This is a genomic window from Nocardia sichangensis (assembly GCF_047200615.1).
GTDB lineage: Bacteria > Actinomycetota > Actinomycetes > Mycobacteriales > Mycobacteriaceae > Nocardia > Nocardia sichangensis.
This window is the reverse complement of the sequence record NZ_JBJZOK010000003.1, coordinates 1-26,098: the sequence shown is the minus strand read 5'-3', so window position 1 is coordinate 26,098 and position 26,098 is coordinate 1. Positions and strand designations below refer to the sequence as shown.

Sequence of the window (26,098 nt, the reverse complement as noted above, 5' to 3'; positions counted from 1 at the left end):
CGTCGCATACCATTGACTTTTCGCAGGGTAAGAGCGCACGAGCCGGGAGGACTTGACGATGGCCGCGAAGGGCAGCGCCAACGACATTGCGGACGACGATCTGGAACCACTCGCCGACGAAACGGCGCGTCAGGCGCAGCGAGTGGTCGCGGCCTACGCCGAGGACGCGGACGAATGCCGGATGTTGTTGTCTATGTTGGGTATTGGACCGAACGCTCGAGGCGAATAATCTCGTTCTCGACGCCAACGGCGACGTCGACTACACAACTCCAGCGGGATACAGCAACGCGCAAAGGATGCGTGAGTGGACCAGATGAATCCGTCCGACGACTCCGAGCACGCCAGAGACACCTCGACTGCTGACGCCGCGGCGGAAACCACCGGCTCCGGTGCTGGCTCCGGTTTCGTCGTCGTCGCCAACCGGCTCCCGGTCGACCTCGAACGACTGCCCGACGGCAGCACCAGGTGGAAACGCAGCCCGGGCGGTCTGGTGACCGCGCTGGAATCGGTCTTGCGCAACAACAAGGGGGCGTGGGTCGGCTGGGCGGGCGTCCCCAATGTCGACGTGGATCCGATCATCGAGGACGGCCTCGAACTGCATCCGGTCCCGTTGTCGGCCGACGAGGTGGCCGACTACTACGAGGGCTTCTCCAACGGCACGCTGTGGCCGCTGTACCACGACGTCATCGTGCGGCCGGTCTACGACCGCAGGTGGTGGAGCGCCTACGTCACCGTGAACCGGCGCTTCGCCGAGGCCACCGCCAAGGTCGCCGCCGAGGGCGCGACGGTGTGGGTACAGGACTACCAGCTCCAGCTGGTGCCCAAGATGCTGCGCATGCTGCGCCCCGACCTCACCATCGGGTTCTTCCTGCACATCCCGTTCCCGCCGGTCGAGCTGTTCATGCAGATGCCGTGGCGCACGGAGATCGTGGAGGGCCTGCTCGGCGCCGATCTCATCGGCTTCCACCTGCCCGGCGGCGCGCAGAACTTCCTCTATCTGGCGCGCAGGCTGGCCGGTCAGCCGACCTCGCGCGGGTCGGTCGGCGTGCGCTCCAAGCTCGGCGTCGTCCAGGTCGGTTTCCGCACGGTGCGCGTCGGCGCGTTCCCGATCTCCATCGCCTCCGCCGAGCTGGACGAGCACTCCAGGCGCAGATCGGTGCGCGAGCGCGCCGCCAAGATCCGGGCCGAGCTGGGCAACCCGAAGAACATCCTGCTCGGCGTCGACCGGCTGGACTACACCAAGGGCATCGATATCCGCCTCAACGCGCTCGAGGAGCTGCTCGTCGAGGGCCGGATCGATCCCGCCGACACGGTCATGATCCAGCTGGCCACGCCCAGTCGGGAGCGGGTGGAGAGCTACATCCAGATGCGCGGCGACATCGAACGCCAGGTCGGCCGGATCAACGGCGAGTTCGCCCGGGTCGGCTACCCGGTGGTGCACTACCTGCACCGTCCGATCCCGCGCGACGAGCTGGTCGCGTTCTTCGTCGCCGCCGACGTGATGCTGGTGACGCCGCTGCGCGACGGCATGAACCTCGTCGCCAAGGAGTACGTCGCGTGCCACAGCGGGCTCAACGGCGCCTTGGTGCTGAGCGAGTTCACCGGCGCCGCGTCGGAACTGCGGCAGGCGTACCTGTGCAATCCGCACGACCTGGACGACGTGAAGGACGCCATCGTCGCGGCGTTGGAGGACGAGCGCGACGTCAAACGCAGGCGGATGCGTTCGCTGCGCAGGCAGGTGCTGGCGCACGATGTTGATCGCTGGGCGCGGGCCTTCCTCGACGCGCTGGCGCAGGACCAGGTCGCGGGCAGCGCGCTGCTGACCGACGACGATGTCTATCCCGAGGACCGCTGAGTCCGACGTTCACAGGAATCACCCAGCTTCGGTCCAGGAAGTTCGCAGGCGAACAGCGGACGATGAAGCCATGAGTGGCGCCCCCGTGCAGCAGACACCCGAGGCCAGGGTGCTGGTGGTCGACGACGAGCCGATGATCGTCGAACTGCTCGCGGTGAGTCTGCGCTATCAGGGCTTCGAAGTCGACACCGCGGCCGACGGCGCGCAGGCGCTGGACAAGGCGCGCAGCTTCCGTCCGCAGGCGCTGATCGTGGACGTGATGATGCCCGGCATGGACGGCTTCGGCCTGCTGCGCAGGTTGCGGGCCGACGGCATCGACGCGCCCGTGCTGTTCCTGACCGCGCGCGACGACGTGCAGGACAAGATCACCGGCCTCACCCTCGGTGCCGACGACTACGTCACCAAGCCGTTCAGCCTGGAGGAAGTGGTGGCCCGGCTGCGGGTGATCCTGCGCCGCGCCGGGCACGCCGCGCCGCAGCGGGAAAGCTCGCGCCTCCGTTTCGAGGACATCGAACTCGACGACGACACCCACGAGGTGTGGAAGGCGGGCGAGCCGGTCGCGCTGTCGCCCACCGAGTTCACACTGCTGCGCTACTTCATGGTCAACGCGGGCACCGTGCTGAGCAAACCGCGCATCCTCGACCACGTCTGGCGCTACGACTTCGGCGGCGAGGTCGGCGTCGTGGAAACCTACGTCTCCTACCTGCGCAAGAAGGTCGACACCGGCGATACCCGGCTGATCCACACGCTGCGCGGCGTCGGCTACGTGATGCGCGCGCCCCACCGCAAGAGCGGTTCATGAGCCGGGGCCGGATCGTCGGCGCGCGCGCGAAGGTTTCCGGCTGGCTGTCCGCCGTTCCGCTGCGCGTGACGCTGATGGTTCTGCTGGTGCTCACGGCGGGGCTCGGCTTGCTCGTCTCCGGCATGGTGGTCACTTCGGCCCTGGAACAGCAGCTGACCGCCCGTACCGACCAGCAGTTGCGCGGAGGCGCGATGGAATGGTCCCGGCGTGGGCCGCCGCCACCGGTGCTGCCACCCGACCCACGCCACGCCCCGAGCCAGTTCTGGGTGCGTTCGATACGCACCGACGGGCGCGCGTTCCTCATCCCGGCGTTCGCCGTCGACGCGGAGCCGGTGCTGCCTGCCACGCCGCCGACGGGCCCGTACACCGTCGACTCCGCGAACGGAGGAGCGATCCGGTGGCGGGTGCTGACGCTGCGCACACCGGAGGGCACGACGACAGTGGCGCTGCCGCTCACGCAGAACACCGACACGGTGCACCGGCTCGTGGTGCTGGAGCTGATCGTCGGGGCGGTCGTCCTGGCCGTGCTGGCGGTGCTCGCGTACTTCATGGTGCGGCGCAGCTTGCGGCCGCTACGCCGAGTGGAGAGCACCGCCGCGGCCATCGCCCAAGGCGACCTGCACCGCCGGGTGCCGGTGCGCGACACCAACACCGAGGTCGACCGGCTGTCCAGATCGCTGAACGGGATGCTGACGCAGATCCAGCGCGCGTTCACCGCGACCGCCGCGTCCGAGGAGGCGGCCCGCCGGTCCGAGGACCGCATGCGCCGTTTCATCGCCGACGCCAGTCACGAGTTGCGCACCCCGTTGACGACGATCCGCGGGTTCGCGGAGCTGTATCGGCAGGGCGCGACCGACGATCCCGCCGCGTTCATGGACCGCATCGAGCGCGAATCCCAGCGGATGGGCGTGCTCGTGGAAGACCTGCTGATGCTCGCGCGGCTGGACGCGCAGCGCCCGCTGGAACTCGGCCCGGTGGACCTGCTCGCCGTCGCCAGCGACGGAGTGCACAACGCGCGCGCCGTGGTCTCCGCCGGGCACGCCGACGGGCCCGTCCGCACCATCGAGCTGCGGATCGAACCGGGCGAGGGGACGCTCGAGGTGATCGGGGACGAGGCGAGGCTGCGCCAGGTACTGAGCAATCTGCTGAACAACGCCCTCACCCACACCGCGCCCGACGCGAAGGTGACGGTATTGCTCACCCCCGGCCCCGACGATGTGCTGCTCGAAGTGGCGGATACCGGTCCAGGACTGACAGCGGAGGACGCCGAGCGCGTCTTCGAGCGCTTCTACCGCGCCGACACCTCCCGCGCCCGCAGCAGCGGCGGCACGGGTCTCGGCTTGTCCATCGTGCAAGCGCTGGTGACGGCGCACGGCGGCGAGGTGGGCGTGCGCAGTACGCCCGAGGCCGGGACGACGTTCACGGTGCGGCTGCCGCGCACAGTGTCATCGGAATCGGCCTAGCGAATCCAGCGGACCGGCGTCAGACCGGCGTCACCGCCGACACCAACCAGTGCGAATCGGACTTCGTCAAAGAGACGCGTACCCGGCTGCCCGTGGTGGTGCCCTGCGGGGTGTCCTTGCTCGTCATCACCTGGTTGAGGAACAGCAGGACCTGCGCGTGCGAGCGGTCGGCGGAGATGACGCCGGCCGCCTGGGTGGTCGCAGTGACGGTGAGCTGCTTCTCCTTGGCGCCGGGAGCGATCTGCTTCTCGATCAGCGTCAGGTAGTCGGCGCGGAAGTCACCGCTGAGGTTGTCGGCGGATTTGCGCAGCTCGGTGTCCACGGTCTGCGGGTTGTAGGTGAACATGGCCTCGAGAGTGCGGCCCGCCGTCGCGACCGCGTCCTTGCGCGATTGCTCGGCCTGCCGGTCATCCCAGTAGCGGTAGCCGTTCACGCCGCCGACGACCGCGGCCGCCGCGACGACCACACCGAGGACCGCTAGCAGGATCTTGGCGCGAATGCCGTTCATACTCATGCTGTGTCCTCTCCGGCATGAACGGGGCCCTGCGTGGTCACGCTCCGCTGCCGCCTCCGGGCCTGACCGTTCATGCTGTGTCCGACTCCGGCATGAACGGGGCCCTCCGTGGTCACGCTCCGCTGCCGCCTCCGGGCCTGACCGTTCATGCTGTGTCCGACTCCGGCATGAACGGGGCCCTGCGTGGTCACGCTTCGCTGCCGCCTCCGGGCCTGACCGTTCATGCCACGAACTCCACGTTGGACACCGACAGCCCCGAATCGCCGCGCGACACGGTGACCCGGAACCGGTAGTACCTGGTCTGCGGCTCGGCCTGGCCGGCGTTGGTCAGCGTCTGCTTGGCGGCGACCAGCACCCGTCCGGAGCGATCGTCGTCGCTTTCCAGCGCGGCCTCGACGATCTCGCCGCTGGAGACCACTTTGGCCTGCTGCACGATGCTGGTGAACGGGTCGACCCGGCCGTCGAACTCGGTCTTGAACTCCCCCGAGGCCAGCGAGAGGATCCGGTCGATGTCCTGCTTGGCCGTATCGGCGCGGATGGTGGTCAGGTTGACGATCGCCTGCCTGGCGGTTTCCACGTATTCGGCTCGGCGCTGGTCACGTTCGTGGGTCGCGTGCGTCGCGACAACCGACACGACCGCACCGGCCACGAGCGCCACGACCAGCAAGGCCGCGGCGGCCGCGGCGAGGACACGCGGGACTCCGCGCCGTTTGTTCCCTTCGGGCTCGGCCGGTGTTGCCTCGGAGTCGGGTTCGGCGTCGGTTTTCGTCACGGATACCTTCGCCGCATCGACGCTCGAGTCGTCCGTGACCGGCGCCGAAGCGGACGAGACTTCCGGCTCGGCCGCGACCGAACTCGTACCGCCGTCCGCGACGCCGGTTTCGGTCGCGGCGGCAGGGTCCTTCGCGACCACGGTCCGCACGCCACCGGTCGCGTTCTCCTCGACCGGCGGCCCAGCCGAGCGCACCGCACGCCGTCGTGCGCGGTGACCTTCTCCGTTGCTCTCACTCATCGTTGCTGCTCCTCGAGCATCGCCTGCCAGCTCGACGGTACCGCGCCCGAACCGCCCGGTCCGATATCGCCCTGTCGGTAGGTACGCCCGTCGGTGCCGATGTACACGCCGGTGGCCGGGTCGTACGACCGTGCGGCGGCTGGTGTGCCGCCACCGTAACTCGCGGGTGCGACGACCGGGGGCTCGCTCGCGGGCGCGGCGGCGGGCGCCACCGGACGCGGCGGCCCGAACGGCGGGTTGTCACCGATCGGAACGTACCCCGTGCGGCACAGTTCCGGCGTCGGGGCGCGCACACCGGGCACCTCGGCGCACGGCGTGTTGCGGATGCCGCGCACCGCTTCGGGTGCGTCCTGTGGAACCTTGCAGTACAGGCCCGGCGGTGTGTCCGGTGTGTCGAGCTCGCTCGGCGAGCGCCGCTGGTCGGGCGGGAGGAAGCCGGTCGTGCACGCGGGCGGGTCGTTGACCAGCGCCATGAAGTCGACCAGCGCGCCGTATTCCAGCGGACCGCGGACGGCGGTCAGCAGCGCGGCGACCAGCGGCGGATACACCACCAGGATCTGCTCCAGCCCCGCGTGATACGTGACGGCGACCTGACCGACGCTGACCAGATTCGACAGCAGCAGCGGCAGCGTCGGGCGCAGGTCCTCGAACAGGTTGGTCACCCGCTGCATCGACGACGGGCCCTCGCGCAGGATGCCACGCAGCGCGGGGTCGTGACCGCGTAACTGGTCGGTGACCGTCGCGAGATCGGCGGTCCAGGAACGGATCGCGGCGTCCGAGCGGGTCTGGGTGTCCAGCAGCGGCCCGATCCGGTCGAGCAGCTGTTTCGTCGGTTCCGCGTTGGCCTGCGCTTCCTGCACCAGCAACGACGCGGAATCGATGAACCGTTGCAGATCCGGTCCCGCGCCGTTGAACGCGAGGAACGCCTCGTCGATGACCTGTTTCAGCCGGGTGTCCGCGACGCTCGACAGCAGCCGGTCGGCCTGGTCGAGCAGCGCGCCGACCTCTTGCGGCAGCTTGGTGCGCTCCACCGGGATCACGCTGCCGTCGCGCAGGTTTCCGCCCGTGCGGTTCTGCGCGGGCACCAGGTCCACGTACTGCTCGCCGACCGCGGAGACGCTGCGCACCCACGCGTCGACATCCGAGGGAATCTTGTAGTCGCTGGCGATGGACAGCTTCGCGTCCACGCCGACCGGCGTCAGCCGGACCTCCTTCACCACACCGACGTTCGTGCCGCGATAGGCGACGTTGGCCGTCGGGTAGAGACCACCGGTCGCGGCCAGCTGCACGGTGACCTCGTAGCGCCCGATGCCGAACATCGCCGGCAGTTTGACGTAGGTGCCGCCCATGACCACCAGGCCGATCACCGTCAGCACGGAGAAGATGATCAGCTGGGTACGGACGAACCGGGTGAGTGTCACTGTCCCGGACCCCCTTGCGGCGCGGTGTTGCCCGGCATGGGCACGGTCAACCCGGGAATGGCGGGAATGCCGGGGATCGGCGGGAGTCCCGGGATGGTCGGGGCGGGCTGGCTCGCCGCGGGCGGCGGCGCCTGCAACGGACCCGTGGCCGGGTCGCCGTTCTGCGCTGCCGTGCCGGGCGCGAAGCTGCCGAGCGCGCCTTCCACGCCGCCGAACCGTCCGCCCAGCGGCGTTCCGGTGAGGAAGTTCGAATCCAGCCGCTTGCCGGTGATGTCCACGGTCATGAACAGGTTGAGGTAGTCACCCTTGATCGCGTGGTCCAGGTTCTTCATCGGGAACGGGAAGGTGGCCAGGATCTTCAGCGCCTCGGTCAGATCGCTGCCGGTGTCCGACAGCGACTTCAGCACCGGCACGAGGCTGTGCAGGTTGGCCTTCAAGTCGTCGCCGCTCGCCGCGACGATGCGCCGCACGACGTCGCTCAGCTCGCCCAGCGCGGTGATCGCCCTGGTGATGTTCGCGCGGCGATCGGCCAGCACGGTCAACGCCGGATGGATCTGCTCGATCGCCTCCGCCACCACGTCGCGCTGCTCGGCGAGCTGACCGCCGAGCCGGTCCAGTCCGCTCATCGCGGCGATGATGTCGCCGGTCTGGCGGTCCAGGTTCGTGGTCAGCTCGTTCAGCTGCGGCAGCAGGTCCCTGATGGCGTCCTCCCGCCCGGTGAGCGCGGAATTCAGCTCGTGGGTGATGGTTTCCAATTGCGCGACGCCACCGCCGTTGAGCACCACCGACAGCGACGACAGCACCTGCTCGGTGGTCGGATAGGTTCCGGCACGCGCGAGCGGGATGACATCGCCAGCCTTCAACTGGCCTTCGGGGGGCTGATCGGTCGGCTCGGAGAGCTCGAGATGGTTGGAGCCGAGCAGACTGGTCTGCCCGATCTTGGCGACGGCGTTCGCGGGCAGGTGCACGTCCGGGTTCAGCGAGACGGTGACCAGCGCGTGCCAGTCCTCCACCTCGATCTTCGAGACGGTGCCGACCGCGACGTCATGCACCCGCACCGGCGAATTCCTGGTCAGCGTGGTGACGTTCGGCATCTGGACGCGCACCTCGTAGGAGCCGGGTGCGGTCCCCTCGGTGCCGGGCATGGGCAGCGAATTCAGTCCGTCCCACTGACAGCCCGTGACGCCGAGCGCCACCGCCAGCCCCGCCGCGACGGCGGCGGTGCGGCGCATCCGCCGCCTCGGCATCATCGCCCTCCTCCTGTCAGGCCCGGGATGGCCAGCCCGGCGAGGCCGTCCGGGATGCTCACCGGAGCGGGCTGCGGCTGCGCCGGATTCTGGCTCGCCACCCGCCCGGCCAGGCTGGGATCGGAGTACACCAGCTGGTCGGGAAACGCGGTCACGCCGCTGGCCGGGTTCGTCATGATCGGCACGTAGTTCATGCTCAGGCTGTTGATCACGGGCGCGAGGTATTGCGCGCACAGGTCGGCGCTGCGATCGGAGTCGTTGGTCTCCAGCGCGCGGACCGAGCCGCACAGGAAGCCGAGCGGGTCGGCCGGGTTGTTCAGCGCGATCGCGCCGGTCAGGGTGCCTTGGGCCGGTTTGTAGATCTGGTAGAAGTTCACCAGCGCGGTCGGGCCGGAGTGCAGGACGCGTTCCAATTCCGGTCGCTTGTCGACCAGCACTTGGGTGGCGTCGGCCAGCCGCTGCACGCCCTCGGTGAGTTCCGCTCCGCTGCCCGCGATGAACCGGCGCACGTCGACGATCGCCGCGTCCAGGTTGTCCAGGCCCGCGCCGAGATCCGAGGAGACCCCGGCCAGCACCGAGGACACCGACGCGAGCCTGCCTTCGAACTGCACGATCTGCTCGTTGCTCGCCGACAGCACGTCGACGAACTTCTGCAGGTTGCGCACGGTGCCGAACAGGTCGGTGCGGCCGTCCGACAGCGTGTTCAAGGTGGCCGACAGCTCCCGCAGGGTGTCGCGGAACCGCTGTCCGTTGCCGTCGAGGTTGTTCGCGGCGGTGTCGACGAAGCGGCCGAACGACCCCTGTTTGTCGTCGCCGACCGGGCCGAGCGCGGTGGCCAGCTTGGACAGCTCGGCCTTGATGTCGTCCCATTCGACCGGCACCGCGGTGTGCTCGATCGGGATCACGCCGTTGTCCTTCAATTTCGGACCGCCGACGTAGGCGGGCGCGATCTGGATGAAACGCGCCGAGACCAGCGAAGGCGAGATGATCACCGCTTTCGGGTCGGCGGGGACGTCGACTCCGCGATTCAGGGTCATGGACACCTTCACCCGATCCGCGCCGGGCTCTATCGCGTCGATGCGGCCGACCTTGACGCCGAGCACCCGCACGTCGTCGCCCGCGTACAGGCCGGATGTGGAGGTGAAATAGGCGGTGACCTTGGTGGTCCCGATCCGGGTTATGCCGTTCCACGCGACGGCGACCACGAGCGCCGCGACGACCACTCCGGCCAGCACCAACGCCCAGCGAGGTAGTTTCCGTACGATATTCACCGCGGCGGCTCCTGTATCGCGGGTTCGATCGATGGGGACGGCGTGAGGTAGCTCTGCAGATCACTCGGCAGGTGCTGTGGCCACACCAGCGCGTCCACCAGCGGTTGCAGCGTCTTGCTCGCCGCGTTGATCACGTAGGCCTGGAAGTAGGGACCGCTGCCGACCTGCTCACCCAGGGCCGCGGCGAACGGTCCGAGCCCGTCCAGCGCGTCCGCGAGATTCTGCTTGTTGCGTTGCAACAGCGCCAGCACCGAATTCAATTTGTCCAGGGCGGGTTTCAGCTGCGCCTCGTTGTCGGCGACCAGGCCGGAGAGCTGCTGGGCGAGTCCGTTGACGTAGACGATCAGCTGCCCGAGGGCGGTGCGCCGCCGGTCCAGCTCGCCGAGCAGTTCGTTGCCGTCCAGCAGCAGCGCGCTGATCTGGTTGCCCCGGTCGGCGAGGATCTTCGTCACGTTCTGCGCCCGCTTCAGCAAGTCCGTCAGCGCTTGATCGCGCGCGTTGATGCTGCGGGAGAGCGCGGTGACGCCGTCCAGCGCCGAGCGCAACGGCGCGGGCGTGTCGGCGAAGGTCGCCGAGAGCGCGTCGAGGGTTTGGTCGACCCGGTCCAGGTCCAGGTCGTGCACCGTGCCCGCCAGGTCGCTCAGCGCCTCGTTGAGCGAATACGGCGATGTGGTGCGCTCGAGCGGGATGGTGTCGTCGACGCGCAGCGCGCCGGTGCCCGACGGCGTCAGCTCCAGCGACTTGCGGCCGAGCACCGTGTTGGTCTTGATCGCCGCCGAAGTCTTCTCACCGAGCACGATCGACTCCGCGAGAGTGAACCGGACGAGCACTTTCGCGCCGTCCAGGCTGACGTCCTCCACGCGACCGGATCGAACGCCCGCCACCTGGACCGGGTCGCCGGGCAGCAGGCCGCCCGCGTCGGCGAAGTAGGCGGTGAACGTCGCGCCGGAACGGATGAACGGCAGCCGGTCGAATTGCAGGGCCGACAGCGCCACCGCCACGGCGAGCACGAGGCCGACGATGCCGATGGTGATGGCGGGTGATCGCTGCTCTTTCATCGGTTGTCCGCACACCTTCCGGTCGTCTGCGCCCCGGGCATGTTGATCTTCATCGTCTGGCCGTTCGGGCCGTCCACCAGGAAGTTCGTCGAGCAGACGTAGAGCTGGAGGAAGGAGCCGTATGAGCCGATGCGGATCAGCTGGCGATAGGTCGACGGCAGCCGGTCCAGCACCCACTGGACCGTGTCCGACCCGGCGTCGAGATTCGTGGCCAGGCGCCCGGTCTGCTCGATGGTGCCCCGCAGATCGGGGCGGGCTTGGGAGAGCAGATCGGTCAGATCGCCGGTGGCGCCGGCGATGCGCGGGATCGCGTCGCCGATCTGGTCCTTGTCGGCGGCCAATCCGCTGATCAAGCGTTGTAATTCGGCGATCGTGGTGGCGAACTGGTCGCCGCGCTCATCGATGGTCTGCAGGACCGCGTTGAGGTTGTTGATCACGCTGCCGATCAGGGCGTCCCGGTCGGCGAGCGTCTTGGCGAACGAGCCGCCGCTGTTGAGCAGCGACACCAGCGTGCCGCCTTGGCCCTGGAAGATCTGCAGCAGCGCGTTGGTCAGGTCGTTCACCTGGCCGGGGTCGAGTCCGCGCAGCAGCGGCCGGAAACCGCCGAGCAACATGTCCAGATCGAGGGCGGGCGCGGTCTGTTCCTTGGCGATGGTGCCGCCCGGCTGCAAGACGCGGTTGGAGCCGGGGCCCTCCGACAGCTCGAGATAGCGGTCGCCGACCAGGTTCTCGTATTTGATCGCCGCACGAGTGCTGGTGAGCAGCCGGTACTTGCGGTCGACATCGAACTCGACGTGCGCGAGATAGTCCTTGCCGACCTTCACCGACTTGACCGAGCCGACCGGCACGCCCGCGATGCGCACCTTCGCACCGGGCAGCATGCCGGACGAACTGGTGAACACGGCGTGGTAGCCGTTCTCCCGCGCGAAGCGCATCTGACTGAACACGACCGCCAGGCCTGCGAAGATCAGCGTCATCACCAGGGTGAAGATGGCCAGTTTGACGGTGGTCGCGGTGTTCTTCACGGGCGCGGCACCCCCGGTAGTCCGGCGAACAGGATCTGGAAGATCTTCGGCGGGTTGACAGTCAGCGTCGTCGACGGTGTGTACACATGCCCCTCCGAGGTGTCGGTGACGACATAGTCCGAGTGGCTGCCCGGCACCCGGTCCAGGATGCCCGCGCACTGCGGGCCGCCGGTCGCGTTGACCTTGGGCAGATCCTCCGGGTAGGTGTACGGCTTCGCGCCGTACATGAAGCCGGTGTTCAGCGCCACGCCTTCCTGCAGGCCACCGAAGACCGCCTCACCCATCGGCAGCGCCTTGCCCAGGCCGCCGATCAAGCAGTACAGCGCGGGCGCGTACTCGTCGAGCAATCCGGTGGTCGGGCGCAGCAGATCCAGCGCCGTGCCGAGCTGATTCTCGTTGTCGCGCAGAACCGATCCGGTGGTGTCGGCCAAGCCGGTGAGATTCACCAGCACGTTGTCCAGGCTGTCCTGTTCCTGGGTCAGGGTCTTGCTGGTGACCGTGAAGTTGTCCACGGTGCGCAGCAGGTCGTTCACCGAGTCCGCGTACAGGTCGGTGACCTGGCCGGTCTTCGCCAGATCCTGTTGCAGCGTCGGCAGATACGGGTTGATGTCGCGCAGATAGGCGTCGCTCTGCTCGAGCAGTTCGCCCAGTTTCTCCCCGCGGCCCTGCAGCGCGGTGCCCAGCGCCGACAACGTCGCGTTCAGCTTCTCCGGCTCGATCTTGGCGAGCACGTCGGACAGGTGCTGGAACAGCGTGTTGAACTCGACGGTCACCCGCTGCGCGGTGACGACCGCGCCAGGTTGCAGCGAAGTGGTCGCCGGCTGCTGCGGGACGATGAAGTTGACGTACTTCGCACCGAACACCGTGGTGGACCTGATGTCGACGTCCGCGTTGGACGGCACCAGCTTCAGCAGTTCCGGATCGAGGGCCAGCTTCAGCCTGGCGCCCTCGTCGGTGTGGTCGACCGAGGCCACCCGGCCGATCTCCACACCGCGCACCTTCACCTTGGCGTCCGGGTCCAGCACCAGGCCGCTGCGCGGCGCGTCCACCGTCACAGTGGCGGTGGGCGTGAACCCGCCGACGAACATGACCAGCGCGACCGCCACGATCGCGACCAGCGCCAGCACCATCGCCGCCCCGGCCAGTTTCAGGCCGAGCCCGCCGCGCAGCGCCCGCACCAGGCGGTTTTCCGTTTGCTTCGATTCCGCCATGTCGCTTATCCGGAGAGATGGAAGTTGCCGGAGGTGCCGTAGATGGCCAGCGAGATCAACAAGGTCACCGTGACCACCGCGACCAGCGAGGTGCGCACCGCGTTGCCCACCGCGACACCCACGCCGACCGGCCCGCCCGCGGCGTTGTAGCCGTAGTAGGTGTGGATCAGCATGACCGCCAGTGCCATGAAGATCGCCTGGGCGAAGGACCAGAGGATGTCGCTCGGGATGAGGAACGTGGAGAAGTAGTGGTCGTAGACGCCCGCCGACTGCCCGTAGATCACCACGGTGGCGAACCGGCTGGCCAGGAACGAGGCGATTACCGCCAGCGCGTAGAGCGGGACGATCGCGATCATCCCGGCCAATACGCGGGTGCCCACCAGGTAGGGCACCGGCCGGATCGCCATCGACTCCAGCGCGTCGATCTCCTCGGCGACCCGCATCGCGCCCAATTGCGCGGTCGAACCGGCCCCGATGGTGGCCGCCAGGCCGATGCCGGAGATTACCGGCGCCGCGATCCTGACATTGATGAACGCCGCGAAGAAGCCGGTCAGCGCCTCGACGCCGATATTGCCCAGCGAACTGTAGCCCTGCACGGCGATGGTGCCGCCCGCGAAGAGGGTCAGGAACCCGACGATCACCACCGTGCCGCCGATCACCGCCAGCGCGCCCGTGCCCATGCTGATCTCGGCGATCAGCCGGATGGTCTCGGTCCGGTAGTGCACCAGCGCCCGCGGAATGGCGCCGAGCGCCTGGGCATAGAAAACGGCATGCTTGCCCACCGAATCGAGCGAGTCCGACATCCGGCGCATCCGTCGAACGGTACGGGGGAAGCGGGATTCGATTACGAAGGCCATCGGATCACCGCGCCGTGAACTTGATGCCGACGGCGGTGACCACCACGTTCACGACGAACAAGGCCATAAAAGCGAAGACTACGGTCTGATTCACCGCATCACCGACACTCTTGGGTCCGCCTTTGACATTAAGGCCCAGATAGCAGGCGACCAGTCCGGCGATCAGCCCGAACAATCCGGCTTTCACCTCCGAAATGATCAGCTCGGGCAGATGGGTGAGCAGCGTGATGCCATTGACGAACGCGCCGGGGTTAACGTCCTGCAGAAACACCGAGAACAGAAATCCGCCGACGATGCCGATGGTGCACACCAGGCTGTTGAGCATCAGTGCGACGAACATCGAGGCGAGCACCCGGGGCACCACCAAGCGGTGCACCGGATCGATGCCCAGCACCCGCATGGCGTCGATTTCCTCGCGGATGGTGCGTGCGCCGAGGTCGGCGCAGATCGCGGTCGCGCCCGCCCCCGCGACAATGAGCACGGTGACGATCGGCCCCACCTGGGTGACCGCACCGAACGCCGCACCCGCTCCGCTGAGGTCGGCCGCGCCGATCTCCCGCAACAGAATGTTCAGCGTGAAGCTCACCAGAACGGTGAACGGAATGGCCACCAGCAATGTCGGCACGATCGATACCCGCGCGATGAACCACGACTGATCGATGAACTCGCGCCATTGAAAGGGTCTGCGCACGCTGGCGCGTGCGACATCGGCGGTGAGTTCGAAGAATCCGCCGACGGCCCGCAACGGCACGGCAAGGACCTCGTTCATCCGCGATCCTCCTTGCTCACCGGCGTACACAGCACACGGCGCGAATCTCACCGTGGCCGCACCGCCGGAACGATTAGAACATGTTCACCGTGTTGCCGGTAGCACTTTTCACACATTTGAAGTGCAATTTTTCGAAAGATCGGCATATAAATTTGGAACCGGTGTCAGCGAGTGATGATCCCACCTTTGTGAGGTGAGACATAACCCGTCCCTATGTCTACCAAGCACCGATCCCATGATCAACAGTTGGACAGCTGATCAGTTGCGCGCTCGCGGCGGGCCGCCGCGGCTCACCCCAACTCGGTCAGCGAAGAGGCCGAGAAGGTCCGCCCATCGGGGCGATCGGCGAAGTAGCCGCCCAGCGTGTCGGCCAGATCCCGCGGCGACCACTCCCCCGTGGCCGCGTCGAACCGATGCTCGACGACGGGCGCCGCCATGAGCGCCACCATCCCCCCGTAGACGACGAACAGTTGCCCATTGACCGCGTCGGCCGCGGGCGAGGCCAGATAGGCCACGAGCCGGGCCACGTGATCGGGCGACAGCGGATCGGGCTCCCCCTCCGGCGCGGGACTGAACACAGCCTCGGTCATCGCCGTGCGCGCCCGCGGCGCGATCGCGTTGGCGCGCACGCCGTAGCGCGCCAGCGCCCGCGCTGCCGAAAGGGTCAGCGCGGTGATGCCCGCCTTCGCGGCGCCGTAGTTGGCCTGCCCCTCCGGACCCAGCAAGCCGGCCTCCGAGGAGGTGTTGACCAACCTGCCGTAGACCGGCGCGCCCGCCTGCTTCGACTTGCCGCGCCAGTAGGCGGCGGCATTGCGCGACAGCAGGAAATGGCCGCGCAGGTGCACCGCGAGCACCGCGTCGAAGTCCTCGTCGGACATGTTGAACAGCATCCGGTCGCGGGTGATGCCCGCGTTGTTGACCACGATGTCGACCGAGCCGAACGACTCCTCCGCTGCGCGGATCAGCGCGTCGGCGGTGGCGCGCTCGGCGATGCTGCCCGCGACGAACTCCGCCTTGGCGCCGAGCGCCCGGATCGCGCCGAGCGTGTCGGCGACCGCGTCGGACTCGGCGAGGTCGTTGACCACCACGGACGCGCCGGCTTCGGCCAGCGCGAGCGCTTCGGCCCGCCCAAGTCCGGCGCCGCCGCCGGTCACGATCGCTACTCGGCCCGCCAGACTCAGATCATTGCTCACGCGGCCGACTCTAGAACGTGTTCCAACTTACGGCAAGAGTCCTTCACTGCAGCCGCAGCGCCGCCTTGGGGCACTGCGCGACGGCATCCTGGACATCGGCGAGCCGATCGGCGGGCACATCGGCGTTCGCGATGTGCAGCACGTCCTCGTCATCGAGTTCGAACACGTCGGGGGCGATTCCGACACATATTCCATTAGCTTCGCACTGGTCTGGATCGACACTGATCTTCATGGCAACTCCTTTACCACCACTCTGGCCGAAGCCTAACAAGCCGATCCGCTCCACCGGGGCGTCATCGGGAGGATTCAGTATCAATACTGGAACATGTTTCAGTCCATATGCAATGATCGGGGGAACCCGATCCAACGAAGCATGAGGTATAGCCATGCGCATTGCGTACACGCCGCAACAGGAGCAGCTGCGCGCGGAACTGCGCGACTACTTCGCGCGGCTCATCACCCCCGAGCGCCGGGAGGCCCTGAGCGCGCAGACCGGCGAGTACGGGCAGGGCAACGTCTACCGCGAGGTGGTCCAGCAGATGGGCCACGACGGCTGGCTGGCGCTGGGCTGGCCCAAGGAGTACGGCGGCCAGGATCGCCCCACCATGGATCAGCTGATCTTCACCGACGAGGCCGCGATCGCGGGCGCGCCGGTGCCGTTCCTGACCATCAACTCGGTGGCGCCCACGATCATGCACTACGGCAGTGAGGAGCAGAAGAAGTTCTTCCTGCCCAAGATCGCGGCCGGTGAACTGCACTTCTCCATCGGCTACTCGGAGCCGGGCGCGGGCACCGATCTGGCCAGCCTGCGCACCACCGCGGTGCGCGACGGCGACGACTACGTGATCAACGGCCAGAAGATGTGGACCAGCCTGATCGCCTACGCCGACTACGTCTGGCTGGCGGTGCGCACCGACCCGACCGCCAAGAAGCACAAGGGCATCAGCATGCTCATCGTGCCGACCACCGCCGAGGGCTTCTCCTGGACGCCCGTGCACACCATGGCCGGGCCGGACACCAGCGCCACCTACTACCAGGACGTGCGGGTGCCCGCGAGCGCGCTGGTCGGCCAGGAGAACGGCGGCTGGGCGCTGATCACCAATCAGCTCAACCACGAGCGCGTCGCGCTCACCTCGGCCGCGCCGCTCGCGCTGGCCCTGCGCCAGACCGTCGAGTGGGCGAGCAACACCAAGGCCGGTGACGGCTCCCGCGTGATCGATCGCGAATGGGTGCAGCTCAACCTGGCCAAGGTGCACGCCAAGGTCGAGTACCTCAAGCTGCTGAACTGGGAGATCGCCAGCCGGGCCGACGCGGGCGGCGACGCGGCTCCGCGCCCGTGGGATGCCTCCACCTGCAAGGTGTACGGCACCGAGCTGGCCACCGAGGCGTACCGGTTGCTCATGGAGGTGCTCGGGCCGCAGGCCTACCTGCGCCAGGACTCCCCCGGCGCGGAACTGCGCGGCCGTCTGGAGCGCATGCACCGCGCCGCGCTCATCCTGACCTTCGGCGGCGGCACCAACGAGGTGCAGCGCGACATCATCGCCATGACCGCCCTCAAGCAGCCTGCCGCGGCGCGCTGATCGAAAGCAGGTAGAACGCTATGGATTTCACCCCCACCGAAGCCCAACTCGATCTCGGCCGGCTGACCGGCGAGGTGTGCGGCAAGCTCGTCACCGCCGACCGGCTGCGCGAACTCGACACCGCAGACGAGCGATTCGATCAGCAGCTGTGGAACTCGCTGGCCGAGACCGGCGTGCTCGCGGCCGCGCTGCCCGAGGCGGTCGGCGGCAGTGACCTCGGCTCGCTCGAGCAGACCGCCATCCTGCGCGAGCTGGGCAAGCACCTCGCGGCCGTGCCGTACCTGTGGTCGATCGCGCTCGGCGCGGGCGCGCTGGCGCGGTTCGGTTCCGCGGCGCAACAGGAGCTGGCCACCCGGGCGGGCGCGGGCAGCGTCATCCTGACGGTCGCGCTGGCCGAGGAGCGCAACTGGGAACCCGCCGCACCCACCACCACCGCGGTGGAGACCGAGGACGGCTGGCGGCTGACCGGCGCGAAGACCACCGTGCCCTTCGCGAACCGGGCCGAGCGAATTCTGGTGCCCGCCACCGTCTCAGGGATCACCGCGGTGTTCCTGGTCGATCCCGCGGCGGCGACCGTGACCGCGCAGCAGGTGGTCGACCGTAGCCCCGAATTCGCGGTCGAACTCACCGATACCCCCGCCGAACTCGTCGGCACGGTGGACAGTGGCGTGGAGATCCTGGACTGGATCCTCACTCGCGCCTGGCTCGGTCTGAGCGCCCTACAGCTCGGCACTCTGGAACGGGCGCTCGAGCTGGTCGCCGACTACGCCAGGGAACGTGAGCAGTTCGGCAAGGCGGTCGGCAGCTTCCAGGCGGTGGCGCAGCGACTCGCCGACGCCTACATCGACGTCCAAGGCCTGCGCCTGGCGGTCACCCAAGCGGCATGGCTGCTGTCGGAGGACCTGCCCGCCGCCGAAGCGGTACACACCGCCAAGTTCTGGGCCGCCGACGCGGGCCACCGCGTCGCCCACACCGTCGTCCACGTGCACGGCGGCGTCGGCATCGACCGCGACCACATCGCGCACAACTACTTCACCGCCGCCAAACACAACGAGTTCGCCCTCGGCGCGGGCACCGACCACCTCCGCGCCCTCGGTGCGTTGCTGGCAGGCTGAGCGCGGCACGGCAGACCGATCGGCCCGCACGACAGCACGTCGTGCGGGCCGATTTCGTTGCGCCTCAGGCGACTCGCCGGTTCAGCTCCGCGCTGACCCGCAATACGTGGTCGGCGGCGTCTTCGAACGCCGCTCGGCGCTGGTCGAGCGCATTCGCGCCGCAGCCATGGACATGCGGCCACTCTGTCGCGGAGCAGCAGGGATCGTCGGCCGTCATTCGACCGTACCGCCCCGTACCAGCTGATTTCACTCAGTCGGGATGGACGTCAGGTAGCGCTGGAGGGTGGGCGCGACCTCGGCGATGATCTGGTCGCGGGTCAGGGCTACGACCGGGGGCAGGCACAGGACATAGCGGCACAGGGCGAGGCCGAGCATCTGCGTGACGATCAGACCTCCCCTGCGTGGAGCGTCGGCGGGAGCCCCGAAACGCAGGACGGCGGGCAGTATCTGCTGGGTGAAGATGGCGCGGACGCGTTCGGCCACGGCCTCGTCGGTGATCGACGAGCGCAGCAGCGTCAGCAGCACCTCCCTGTTCGGCTGCTCTTCCCAGATCTCGAAGAAGCGGCGCACCAACTGCTCGCCCAGGGTGTCCGGGTCCGCGGAGCCGAGGTCGGGCAGATCGAGACGGACGTCGACCGCCGCCGCGAAGAGGCCGTCTTTGCTGCCGAAGTACCGCATGACCATGGACGGGTCTATGTCCGCGTCCGCGGCGATGGCGCGGATGGTCGCCTTGCGGAAACCTTCGGCGGCGAATCGGGCACGGGCCGCTTCCAGAATCGCCGCACGCGTCGCGTCCGAGCGCCGAGCGGGGGCTTGATCAGGCTCTACGGTCACGCCAACAAGTGTAGGCCAACAACTGTTGACTTCCTAGCGCGGCCCGCGCTACGGTTATGTCAACAAACGTTGGCCTACAAACGTTGACCTGAGGAGTTCCGATGAACGCCACCCCGAACCCGCTGCCCGCCGCCACCTCCGTCGTGATCGTCGGCGCGGGTCCCGCCGGACTCACCGCCGCCATCACCCTGGCCGACGCGGGGGTGGATTTCGTCCTGCTGGACCGGCTGAGCGAAGGCGCGAACACCTCGCGCGCCGCGGTCGTGCACGCCAGGACGCTGGAAGTGCTCGAGCAGCTCGGCATCGCGGACGAACTGGTGGCGACCGGCGACATCGTCGCGCGCTTCACCGTCCACGACGGCGGGCGCACCCTGGCGACCATCGGGTTCGACGGGCTGCCGACCCGCTACCCCTACACCTTGATGACACCGCAGGACACCACCGAGGCGGTGCTGCTGAAGCGACTGCGGCAGGCGGGCGGGGAGGTCCAGCGCCCGTACCAGGTCACCCGGGTGGCGGAGGAGAACGACGGCGTCACGGTCGAATACACCGACGAGGCGGGCGCGCCGGGCAGCATCCGCGCGGACTACGTCATCGGAACCGACGGCATGCACAGCATCGTCCGCGAGCAGGCGGGCATCGGATTCACCGGCGCGACCTACCCGGAATCCTTCGTCCTCGCCGACGTGCGGATGGACTGGCCGATCGCGCGCGACGAAGTGGCCCTGCACCTCTCACCGAAGGGCGTCATGGTGGTCGCGCCGCTGCCCGACGAGAAGGAGCCGAACCGCTTCCGCGTGGTCGCCACCCTGGAAACGGCGCCCGAGCACTCGACCTCGGAGGACATCCAGAAGCTTCTGGACGCCCGCGGCCCCGGCGGCACGGTGCGCGTGCACGAAGTGCTGTGGAGCTCGCGCTTCCGCGTGCACCACCGCGTCGCCGACCACTACCGCAGCGGCCGCATCCTGCTCGCGGGCGACGCCGCCCACGTGCACAGCCCGGCGGGCGGCCAGGGCATGAACACCGGCATCCAAGATGCCGCCACCCTCGGCCCGCTGCTGGTTCGCGTGCTGGCCGGCGAGCCGGACACCTTGCTGGATGACTACGAAACCACCCGCCGCCCTGTCGCGCTGGGCGTCGTCTCGTTCACCGACCGCATGACCAAGATGGCCACCCTGCGCGCACGCCCCGCCCGCACCGTACGCAACCTGGTCCTCAGCACCCTGTCCCGCATCCCCACCTTCCGCCACCGCCTCGCCTACCAACTGTCCGAACTCGCCAATCGCTGAACTACTTCAGAAGTCGCGTAGGCTAGGAACATGACCGCGAGAAGTTTTCCCTTCAGCGACTTGATTCGTAAACAGACGTCGGTGTTTCCCGCCTTGGACGACGCCGACGTCATCCTGGAGCGCCGCGACGCGGAAAATCTCGTGCTGTCTCGCTCGGAGCGGTTCGAGGCCAAGGAGGCCGCGACGCGGCTGCTCGCCCGCACCCTCGCCATCATCGCCCGATCGAATCGGTCCTTGGCGGAAGAGGTTTTCGCCGAAGAGCTGCCCTGGCTGAAATGGCTACCCGAGACCGGACGCACCGAAGCGGTGAGCGAACTGCTGGACCAGCTCATCGCCGGTGCGGACACCGGATTGTTCATTCCGTTCGCCCGCGATCTGGCCGCTTGGCGGAGCACCGCCGAGATCTACGCGCAACCAGAACTCGCCCGCCGACTGACCGGGCCGTTCGACCCGGCGGACTTCACCGAGGTCACACGGCCGGGAACGGCGGAATGAAGCCGCACCGAGGTGATGAGGTACCGCGCCCCAATCCGTGGCGCGTTGTCGTGCACAGCTCGAATGCCGCGCGTGGTTGGGCCGAACTGTTGGCCCAGGCCCCGGGAAACCTCGATCGAGCATGGGTCGACATCACCAGCGATCCTCGAAGCATGGCGAATCCTTCGCTGCAGCATCGACTGAAGTATGAGCTCAAATCGGTCAAACTCGGCGGCGCGGAATTGGAGCAATGGCAATACGAGATCACCGGAGGCGGCCGGATCTGGTACGCGATCGATGACGCCAACCGCACCCTCTACCTGACACCCGCCGGTACGAGGCATCCACGGCAGACCGATCGGCCGCGCTGATGCCGTAGTGGCCGGCCACCCCGCGAGGCGCGGTGGCCGGCCGTGCGGTCAGACTGCTACTTCGCGCTCGCCACGGCGTTGTCGTCGGCGGGACGGGAGAGGGCCTGTTCCTTGGCCCAGCGGTAGTCGGGCTTGCCCGCCGGAGAACGCTTGATCTCGTCGACGAACCACAAGCTGCGGGGGAGTTTGTACGGCGCGATCTCCTGGGTGAGCATGGGGCGGAGCTCTTCCAGGGTGGGGCGGGACTCGCCGCGGCATTGCACGACCGCGACCACTCGCTGGCCCCAGCGCTCGTCCTCGATGCCGACCACGAGCGCGTCGAAGATCTCCGGATGCGTCTTGAGCGCGCCCTCGACCTCCTCGGGGTAGATCTTCTCGCCGCCGCTGTTGATGCTGACCGAGCCGCGGCCGAGCATGGTGACCGTGCCGTCCTCCTCGACGCGGGCGAAGTCGCCGGGGATGGCGTAGCGGACGCCGTTGAACTCCTTGAAGGTCGCCGCGGTCTTGACCTCGTCCTTGTAGTAGCCGAGCGGGATGTGCCCGCGCCGGGCCAGGATGCCGACCGCACCGGAGCCGGGCTGCACGGGATTGCCGTCCTCGTCGAGCACCTCGGTGGACGCGTCGATCTTCACGCGCGGCCCTCCGGTGTGCGTCGCGCCCTTGGCGACGATGGCGATACCGCCGAACCCGGTCTCCGAGGAGCCGATCGAATCGGAGATCATCCGGTTGGGCAGCAGCTCGAGGAACTGGTCCTTGAGCGCGGGCGAGAACAGCGCCGCGCTGCTGGCCATCACGTACAGGCTCGAAAGATCGTAGGGCTGACCGGTTTCCGGATTGCCCTCGATCAGCGCGTCGAGCATCGGGCGGGCCATGGCGTCACCGGTGATGAAGATCAGATTGATCTTGTGCTGATCGATGGCCTGCCACACGCCGTGCCCGGAGAACTCCGGAAGCATCACGGCTTTGCCGCCGCCGAACAGGCTGTGGAACGTGGCCCACTGCGCTCCGCCGTGGATCATCGGCGGGATCGGGAACCGCACCATCGGCGGGCTGCCAGCACCGACCTTGGCAAGCTCCCACTCGTCCTGGACGTATTCGCCGGTGATGAAGTTGATGCCCGCGCCGAGCACGCGCCAGACGTCCTCCTGACGCCACATCACGCCTTTGGGCATGCCGGTGGTGCCGCCGGTGTAGACCATGTACAGGTCGTCCGGGGAGCGTTCACCGAAGTCGCGCTCGCCGGAGGACTGCGCGATCACCGCTTCGTATTCCACCGAATCGGCTGCGGTGGGAATGGTGCCGGTCGTATCGTCGTCGACGACGATGACGGTGCGCAGCTGCGGGGTCTTGGAACGAACGGCGGCGACCCGGTCGCTGTAGCGCCGCTCGTGAATCAGCGCGACCATGTCCGAGTTGTCGAAGATGTACTGCAACTCGTTCTCGACGTATCGGAAGTTCACGTTGATCATCACGGCCCGCGCCTTGAAGACCGCGACCATGGCCTCGACGGCCTCGATCGTGTTGCGTGAGTAGATACCCACCTTGTCGCCCGGCTGGACTCCCTGTTCTTGCAGGTAGTGAGCGAGACTGTTGGCCCGCTCCTCCAACTGGGCGTAGGTGACCTCGCGGCCGTCGTCGGCCAGCGCGACGCGGTCGGGCATCAGGTCGATGGCATGTTCGACAAGGTCCGCTATGTTGTAGCTCACAGTCATAAAAATAGAACGTGTTACTGTTTCTGACAAGGCTCGAAGTCAGGAGAATCAGCGATGCCGCACTGCCTCGTCGAGAAGCGCGACCACGTCCTCATCGTCACCATGAACCGGCCCGAGGCGCGCAACGCGCTGTCCGGCGAGATGATGGCGATCATGAAAGACGCCTGGAACCAGGTGGACGACGATCCGGACATCCGGGTCGCGATCCTGACCGGCGCGGGCGGCGCGTTCTGCGCGGGCGCCGATCTCAAGGGCATGACCTCCGAGCACCCCGGCGACACCATCGACGGCGGCGGCTGGAATCCGGCCAAGCTCGAGGCGCTGCTCAAGGGACGCAGGCTGACCAAGCCGCTGATCGCGGCGGTCGAGGGCCCCGCCATCGCGGGCGGCACCGAGATCCTGCAAGGCACCGACATCCGCGTGGCCGGGGAGAGCGCGAAATTCGGCGTTTCCGAGGCGCGTTGGGGCCTGTTCCCGCTGGGCGGCTCGGCGGTGCGGCTGGTCCGCCAGATCCCTTACACCGTCGCCGCCGAGATTCTGCTCACCGGACGGCACCTGACCGCCGCCGAGGCCAAGGAGATCGGCCTGATCGGGCACGTGGTGCCGGACGGCACGGCGCTGGACAAAGCGCTGGAGATCGCGGGGCAGATCGCCGCCAACGGCCCGCTGGCCGTGCAGGCCATCCTGCGCACCATCCGCGAGACAGAGGCCATGCCGGAGGAGGACGCCTTCCAGATCGACGCCAAGCTCGGCATGTCCGTATTCCGCTCGGCCGATGCCAAGGAAGGGCCGCGCGCGTTCGCGGAGAAGCGCAAGCCCTCTTTCACCGGAAACTGAGTTCCCGGATCGAGCCCTACGCCCCCGATGCGCGGCCAGTGCACGCGCATCGGGTGCGACCCCTCGCCGGGCTCAGTTCGCGCCCGGGTAATCCATCCAGAACGGCTCCCACTGGTGACCGTCCGGGTCGATGAAGGTGCGGCCGTGCATGCCGACCTGCGCCTCCTGCGCTCGCTTGTCCTCGTTCACCTCTTCGGTCGCGCCCGCGGCCAGCGCGGCCTCGGTCAGGCTGTCGACCTCCTCGGCGCTGCCCAGCGCGAGCGCGTACGCGGCGTTGATCGCCGCCTTCGTGTCCGCCACCGGACGCTTGCTGAAGGTGGTGAAGAAATCCCTGATGAGCAGCATCAGGCAGATGTTGTCGTCCACCACGATGCAGGCCGCGTTGTCGTCGGTGAACTCCTGGTTGACCTTCCAGCCCAGCGCCTCGTAGAACGCCATCGATCGGTGCAGATCGGCGACCGGGAGATTGATGAAGATCATCTTGCTGCTCATGGCCTCTTCCTCTCGAGCAAATTCTTTTCGTGTCACCGGATATGACGGTCCGCGAGCGGTCGATTCATCGCCGCGACGACCGTGACACGTCCCACAGGCCGCACAGGTTTAATGATCTTGATCAGCGCGGTACTCGAGTTGAAGAGCCTGTTTCTTGTCGGTGGCCTGTGGCAGGGTGACACCCATGAACGACTCGCCCGGCTCCCCCGCCGGCCTCGCTCCCGATCTGCTCGCCGCGTTCGAGACCCATCGCAGGGAGCTGTGCGCGTACGCCTACCGCATGCTCGGCTCGTCCTTCGAAGCGGAGGACGCGGTGCAGGAGACCCTCACCCGGGCGTGGAAGTCCTACGATTCGTTCGAGGGCCGCGCCAGCCTCCGCTCCTGGCTGTACAAGATCACCACGAACGTCTGCCTGGACATGCTCGACGGTCCGCAGCGCCGCGCCAGGCCGATGGATCTGTCCGGTCCGTCGCGGCCGGATTCGCCGTTGCCCGCGCCCCAACCGGATTACGTCTGGATCGAGCCGATCCCGAACGCCCTGGCCTTCGGCGCCGATCCGGCCGAGCACGCCAGCGCTAAGGACACGCTGCGCCTGGCCTTCGTCGCCGCCTGCCAGCACCTGCCCGCCACCCAGCGCGCGATCCTGATCATGCGCGAGGTGCTGCGCTTCTCCGCCAACGAGACCGCCGAGGCGCTCACCATGTCGCCCGCGTCGGTCAACAGCGCGCTACAACGAGCGCGCGCCACCATGTCCAAGGTCCAGCCCGCGGCCACCGACACCTACGACGAGACCGACGAGGACCAGCGCAAACTCGTCGACGGTTTCGTCAAGGCGTTCGAGGCCTACGACATGGATACCCTCACCTCACTGCTGAAAGCCGATGTGGCACTGTCCATGCCGCCGATCGAGCTGTGGATCTCCGGCCCGGAGAACGTGGCCGCGTTCATGCTCGGCCACGGAAGCGCCTGCCGGGATTCGCGACTGGTCCGGCTGGAAGGCGCCAACGGCCTGCCCGCCTTCGGCCACTACAAGCCGAGCGACGAGCCGGGCGTGTGGGTGCCGTGGTCGATCACGGTGCTGGAACTCGACGGCGACACCATCGCCGGACTGAACTTCTTCCTCGACACCGACAAGCTGTTCCCCCTGTTCGGCCTCGCGCCTGAACTGCGCGAGAACGTTTGATCCGGAACGCACGAATGACCCTCCGCGATCAAGGTTGGGAGCCGGTCACGCCGGTTGGTTCCCGCGGTGAATTCACATGGCGCGTCTGGTGCGACGCACGACGGCCACCGGAAGCCGATCTCATGGGCTGGCCGGAGGATGCAGATTTCCTGGCGACCTTCGTGGAAGTCGCGAACGGCGAGGGGCGCCTGGATTCCGGCGGCATCGGTGGTGTTCGCGAGCCCGGCGAGCAACTGCGGTACTGCATCGGCGGTCGTGACGGTTTCCCTGAAATCGTTGCCGTCCGGGTGGCGCAGGATCGGCCGGGCATCGTGGTCGAGACGACGCGGCGGTCCATCGAAATCGATGCCGCTGAGCTCGGCGAACCACACTTCGGAATGCGATTTTTCGCGATGCCGCTCGATGACCAGGAGCGTCTCGTCGCCGTCGCCAGTGGCGACATGCGGCAGGAACATAACGCGCTGTCGGCCCGCTAACCCGACTCGCGAACCACGAAACCCCCGGACCGAGAAG

General features: G+C 67.9%; 27 protein-coding genes. 12 read left to right on the top strand and 15 right to left on the bottom strand.

Features of this window, described 5'->3' with window-relative positions; genetic code table 11:
- Positions 1 to 58: 58 nt before the first annotated feature.
- From ACL03I_RS04860 to ACL03I_RS04845, 4 genes are all read left to right on the top strand, one after another.
- Positions 59 to 229 carry a hypothetical protein gene (locus ACL03I_RS04860; RefSeq protein ID WP_169334155.1) on the top strand — a complete coding sequence of 57 codons (171 nt, stop codon included), beginning with the start codon at positions 59 to 61 and terminating at the stop codon, positions 227 to 229.
- Between the two features lie 84 nt (positions 230 to 313).
- Positions 314 to 1,855: an alpha,alpha-trehalose-phosphate synthase (UDP-forming) gene (locus tag ACL03I_RS04855; protein ID WP_364425229.1), complete on the top strand. Its 1,542-nt coding sequence runs from the start codon at positions 314 to 316 to the stop codon at positions 1,853 to 1,855.
- A 70-nt stretch (positions 1,856 to 1,925) separates the two neighbouring features.
- On the top strand, positions 1,926 to 2,657 hold the full coding sequence (locus ACL03I_RS04850) for a response regulator transcription factor (RefSeq protein WP_067795068.1): 732 nt from the start codon (positions 1,926 to 1,928) through the stop codon (positions 2,655 to 2,657).
- A complete protein-coding gene (locus ACL03I_RS04845) occupies positions 2,654 to 4,120 on the top strand; it encodes a sensor histidine kinase (RefSeq protein WP_355076915.1) in 1,467 nt (488 codons plus the stop codon). Before ACL03I_RS04850 ends, ACL03I_RS04845 begins: the two co-directional genes overlap by 4 nt.
- 19 nt (positions 4,121 to 4,139) lie before the next feature.
- On the opposite strand, the gene ACL03I_RS04840 is transcribed toward ACL03I_RS04845, so the two are convergent.
- The 12 genes from ACL03I_RS04840 to ACL03I_RS04785 form a co-directional block, all read right to left on the bottom strand.
- Positions 4,140 to 4,634, bottom strand: coding sequence for a h domain protein (locus ACL03I_RS04840; RefSeq protein ID WP_355076913.1), 495 nt, complete (start codon positions 4,632 to 4,634; stop codon positions 4,140 to 4,142).
- Positions 4,635 to 4,854: 220 nt separating this feature from the next.
- The gene (locus tag ACL03I_RS04835) at positions 4,855 to 5,646 is read right to left on the bottom strand and encodes a hypothetical protein (protein WP_355076911.1); all 792 of its coding nucleotides are present in this window, start codon (positions 5,644 to 5,646) and stop codon (positions 4,855 to 4,857) included.
- The gene (locus ACL03I_RS04830) at positions 5,643 to 7,067 is read right to left on the bottom strand and encodes an MCE family protein (RefSeq protein ID WP_412805213.1); all 1,425 of its coding nucleotides are present in this window, start codon (positions 7,065 to 7,067) and stop codon (positions 5,643 to 5,645) included. The genes ACL03I_RS04835 and ACL03I_RS04830 overlap by 4 nt, the downstream gene beginning before the upstream one ends.
- Positions 7,064 to 8,317 (bottom strand): MCE family protein, encoded by a 1,254-nt coding sequence (locus ACL03I_RS04825; RefSeq protein WP_355076909.1) that lies wholly within the window; start codon positions 8,315 to 8,317, stop codon positions 7,064 to 7,066. Before ACL03I_RS04825 ends, ACL03I_RS04830 begins: the two co-directional genes overlap by 4 nt.
- The gene (locus ACL03I_RS04820; protein WP_412805212.1) at positions 8,314 to 9,585 is read right to left on the bottom strand and encodes an MCE family protein; all 1,272 of its coding nucleotides are present in this window, start codon (positions 9,583 to 9,585) and stop codon (positions 8,314 to 8,316) included. The genes ACL03I_RS04825 and ACL03I_RS04820 overlap by 4 nt, the downstream gene beginning before the upstream one ends.
- Complete coding sequence (locus ACL03I_RS04815; protein WP_355076906.1) at positions 9,582 to 10,643, bottom strand: MCE family protein; 1,062 nt, start codon at positions 10,641 to 10,643, stop codon at positions 9,582 to 9,584. Before ACL03I_RS04815 ends, ACL03I_RS04820 begins: the two co-directional genes overlap by 4 nt.
- Positions 10,640 to 11,668 (bottom strand): MCE family protein, encoded by a 1,029-nt coding sequence (locus tag ACL03I_RS04810; RefSeq protein ID WP_355076905.1) that lies wholly within the window; start codon positions 11,666 to 11,668, stop codon positions 10,640 to 10,642. Before ACL03I_RS04810 ends, ACL03I_RS04815 begins: the two co-directional genes overlap by 4 nt.
- Positions 11,665 to 12,879, bottom strand: a complete 1,215-nt coding sequence (locus ACL03I_RS04805; protein ID WP_412805211.1) for an MCE family protein — start codon at positions 12,877 to 12,879, stop codon at positions 11,665 to 11,667. The genes ACL03I_RS04810 and ACL03I_RS04805 overlap by 4 nt, the downstream gene beginning before the upstream one ends.
- A 5-nt stretch (positions 12,880 to 12,884) precedes the next feature.
- Positions 12,885 to 13,736 (bottom strand): MlaE family ABC transporter permease, encoded by an 852-nt coding sequence (locus tag ACL03I_RS04800; RefSeq protein ID WP_412805210.1) that lies wholly within the window; start codon positions 13,734 to 13,736, stop codon positions 12,885 to 12,887.
- Between the two features lie 4 nt (positions 13,737 to 13,740).
- Positions 13,741 to 14,505 (bottom strand): MlaE family ABC transporter permease, encoded by a 765-nt coding sequence (locus tag ACL03I_RS04795; RefSeq protein WP_355076899.1) that lies wholly within the window; start codon positions 14,503 to 14,505, stop codon positions 13,741 to 13,743.
- Positions 14,506 to 14,795: 290 nt separating this feature from the next.
- Positions 14,796 to 15,698, bottom strand: coding sequence for a 3-oxoacyl-ACP reductase (locus ACL03I_RS04790; protein WP_355076897.1), 903 nt, complete (start codon positions 15,696 to 15,698; stop codon positions 14,796 to 14,798).
- A 43-nt stretch (positions 15,699 to 15,741) separates the two neighbouring features.
- On the bottom strand, positions 15,742 to 15,930 hold the full coding sequence (locus ACL03I_RS04785; protein ID WP_355076896.1) for a ferredoxin: 189 nt from the start codon (positions 15,928 to 15,930) through the stop codon (positions 15,742 to 15,744).
- Positions 15,931 to 16,084: 154 nt separating this feature from the next.
- Between ACL03I_RS04785 and ACL03I_RS04780 the strand changes: the two genes are divergently transcribed.
- On the top strand, positions 16,085 to 17,278 hold the full coding sequence (locus tag ACL03I_RS04780; protein ID WP_356963637.1) for an acyl-CoA dehydrogenase family protein: 1,194 nt from the start codon (positions 16,085 to 16,087) through the stop codon (positions 17,276 to 17,278).
- 20 nt (positions 17,279 to 17,298) lie between these two features.
- Positions 17,299 to 18,393 carry an acyl-CoA dehydrogenase family protein gene (locus tag ACL03I_RS04775; protein ID WP_355076893.1) on the top strand — a complete coding sequence of 365 codons (1,095 nt, stop codon included), beginning with the start codon at positions 17,299 to 17,301 and terminating at the stop codon, positions 18,391 to 18,393.
- 246 nt (positions 18,394 to 18,639) lie between these two features.
- Here ACL03I_RS04775 and ACL03I_RS04770 read toward each other — a convergent pair whose 3' ends face one another.
- Positions 18,640 to 19,227, bottom strand: a complete 588-nt coding sequence (locus ACL03I_RS04770; protein ID WP_355076891.1) for a TetR/AcrR family transcriptional regulator — start codon at positions 19,225 to 19,227, stop codon at positions 18,640 to 18,642.
- Positions 19,228 to 19,328: 101 nt separating this feature from the next.
- Here ACL03I_RS04770 and ACL03I_RS04765 point away from each other — a divergent pair, with 101 nt between their 5' ends.
- From ACL03I_RS04765 to ACL03I_RS04755, 3 genes are all read left to right on the top strand, one after another.
- Complete coding sequence (locus ACL03I_RS04765) at positions 19,329 to 20,516, top strand: FAD-dependent monooxygenase (protein WP_412805209.1); 1,188 nt, start codon at positions 19,329 to 19,331, stop codon at positions 20,514 to 20,516.
- 30 nt (positions 20,517 to 20,546) lie between these two features.
- The gene (locus tag ACL03I_RS04760) at positions 20,547 to 21,011 is read left to right on the top strand and encodes a hypothetical protein (RefSeq protein WP_355076888.1); all 465 of its coding nucleotides are present in this window, start codon (positions 20,547 to 20,549) and stop codon (positions 21,009 to 21,011) included.
- Between the two features lie 152 nt (positions 21,012 to 21,163).
- Positions 21,164 to 21,361 (top strand): hypothetical protein, encoded by a 198-nt coding sequence (locus tag ACL03I_RS04755; protein WP_412805208.1) that lies wholly within the window; start codon positions 21,164 to 21,166, stop codon positions 21,359 to 21,361.
- 56 nt (positions 21,362 to 21,417) lie between these two features.
- Here the strand turns inward: ACL03I_RS04755 and ACL03I_RS04750 are convergent, their stop codons facing one another.
- On the bottom strand, positions 21,418 to 23,067 hold the full coding sequence (locus ACL03I_RS04750; protein ID WP_412805207.1) for an acyl-CoA synthetase: 1,650 nt from the start codon (positions 23,065 to 23,067) through the stop codon (positions 21,418 to 21,420).
- Positions 23,068 to 23,127: 60 nt separating this feature from the next.
- On the opposite strand from ACL03I_RS04750, the gene ACL03I_RS04745 reads away from it, so the two are divergent.
- Positions 23,128 to 23,910: a crotonase/enoyl-CoA hydratase family protein gene (locus tag ACL03I_RS04745; protein ID WP_355076882.1), complete on the top strand. Its 783-nt coding sequence runs from the start codon at positions 23,128 to 23,130 to the stop codon at positions 23,908 to 23,910.
- A 72-nt stretch (positions 23,911 to 23,982) separates the two neighbouring features.
- On the opposite strand, the gene ACL03I_RS04740 is transcribed toward ACL03I_RS04745, so the two are convergent.
- The gene (locus tag ACL03I_RS04740) at positions 23,983 to 24,402 is read right to left on the bottom strand and encodes a VOC family protein (protein WP_379250382.1); all 420 of its coding nucleotides are present in this window, start codon (positions 24,400 to 24,402) and stop codon (positions 23,983 to 23,985) included.
- Between the two features lie 184 nt (positions 24,403 to 24,586).
- On the opposite strand from ACL03I_RS04740, the gene ACL03I_RS04735 reads away from it, so the two are divergent.
- Positions 24,587 to 25,585, top strand: a complete 999-nt coding sequence (locus ACL03I_RS04735) for a sigma-70 family RNA polymerase sigma factor (RefSeq protein ID WP_412805206.1) — start codon at positions 24,587 to 24,589, stop codon at positions 25,583 to 25,585.
- 14 nt (positions 25,586 to 25,599) lie between these two features.
- Positions 25,600 to 26,061: a hypothetical protein gene (locus ACL03I_RS04730; protein ID WP_355076875.1), complete on the top strand. Its 462-nt coding sequence runs from the start codon at positions 25,600 to 25,602 to the stop codon at positions 26,059 to 26,061.
- The last annotated feature ends 37 nt before the right edge of the window (positions 26,062 to 26,098 follow it).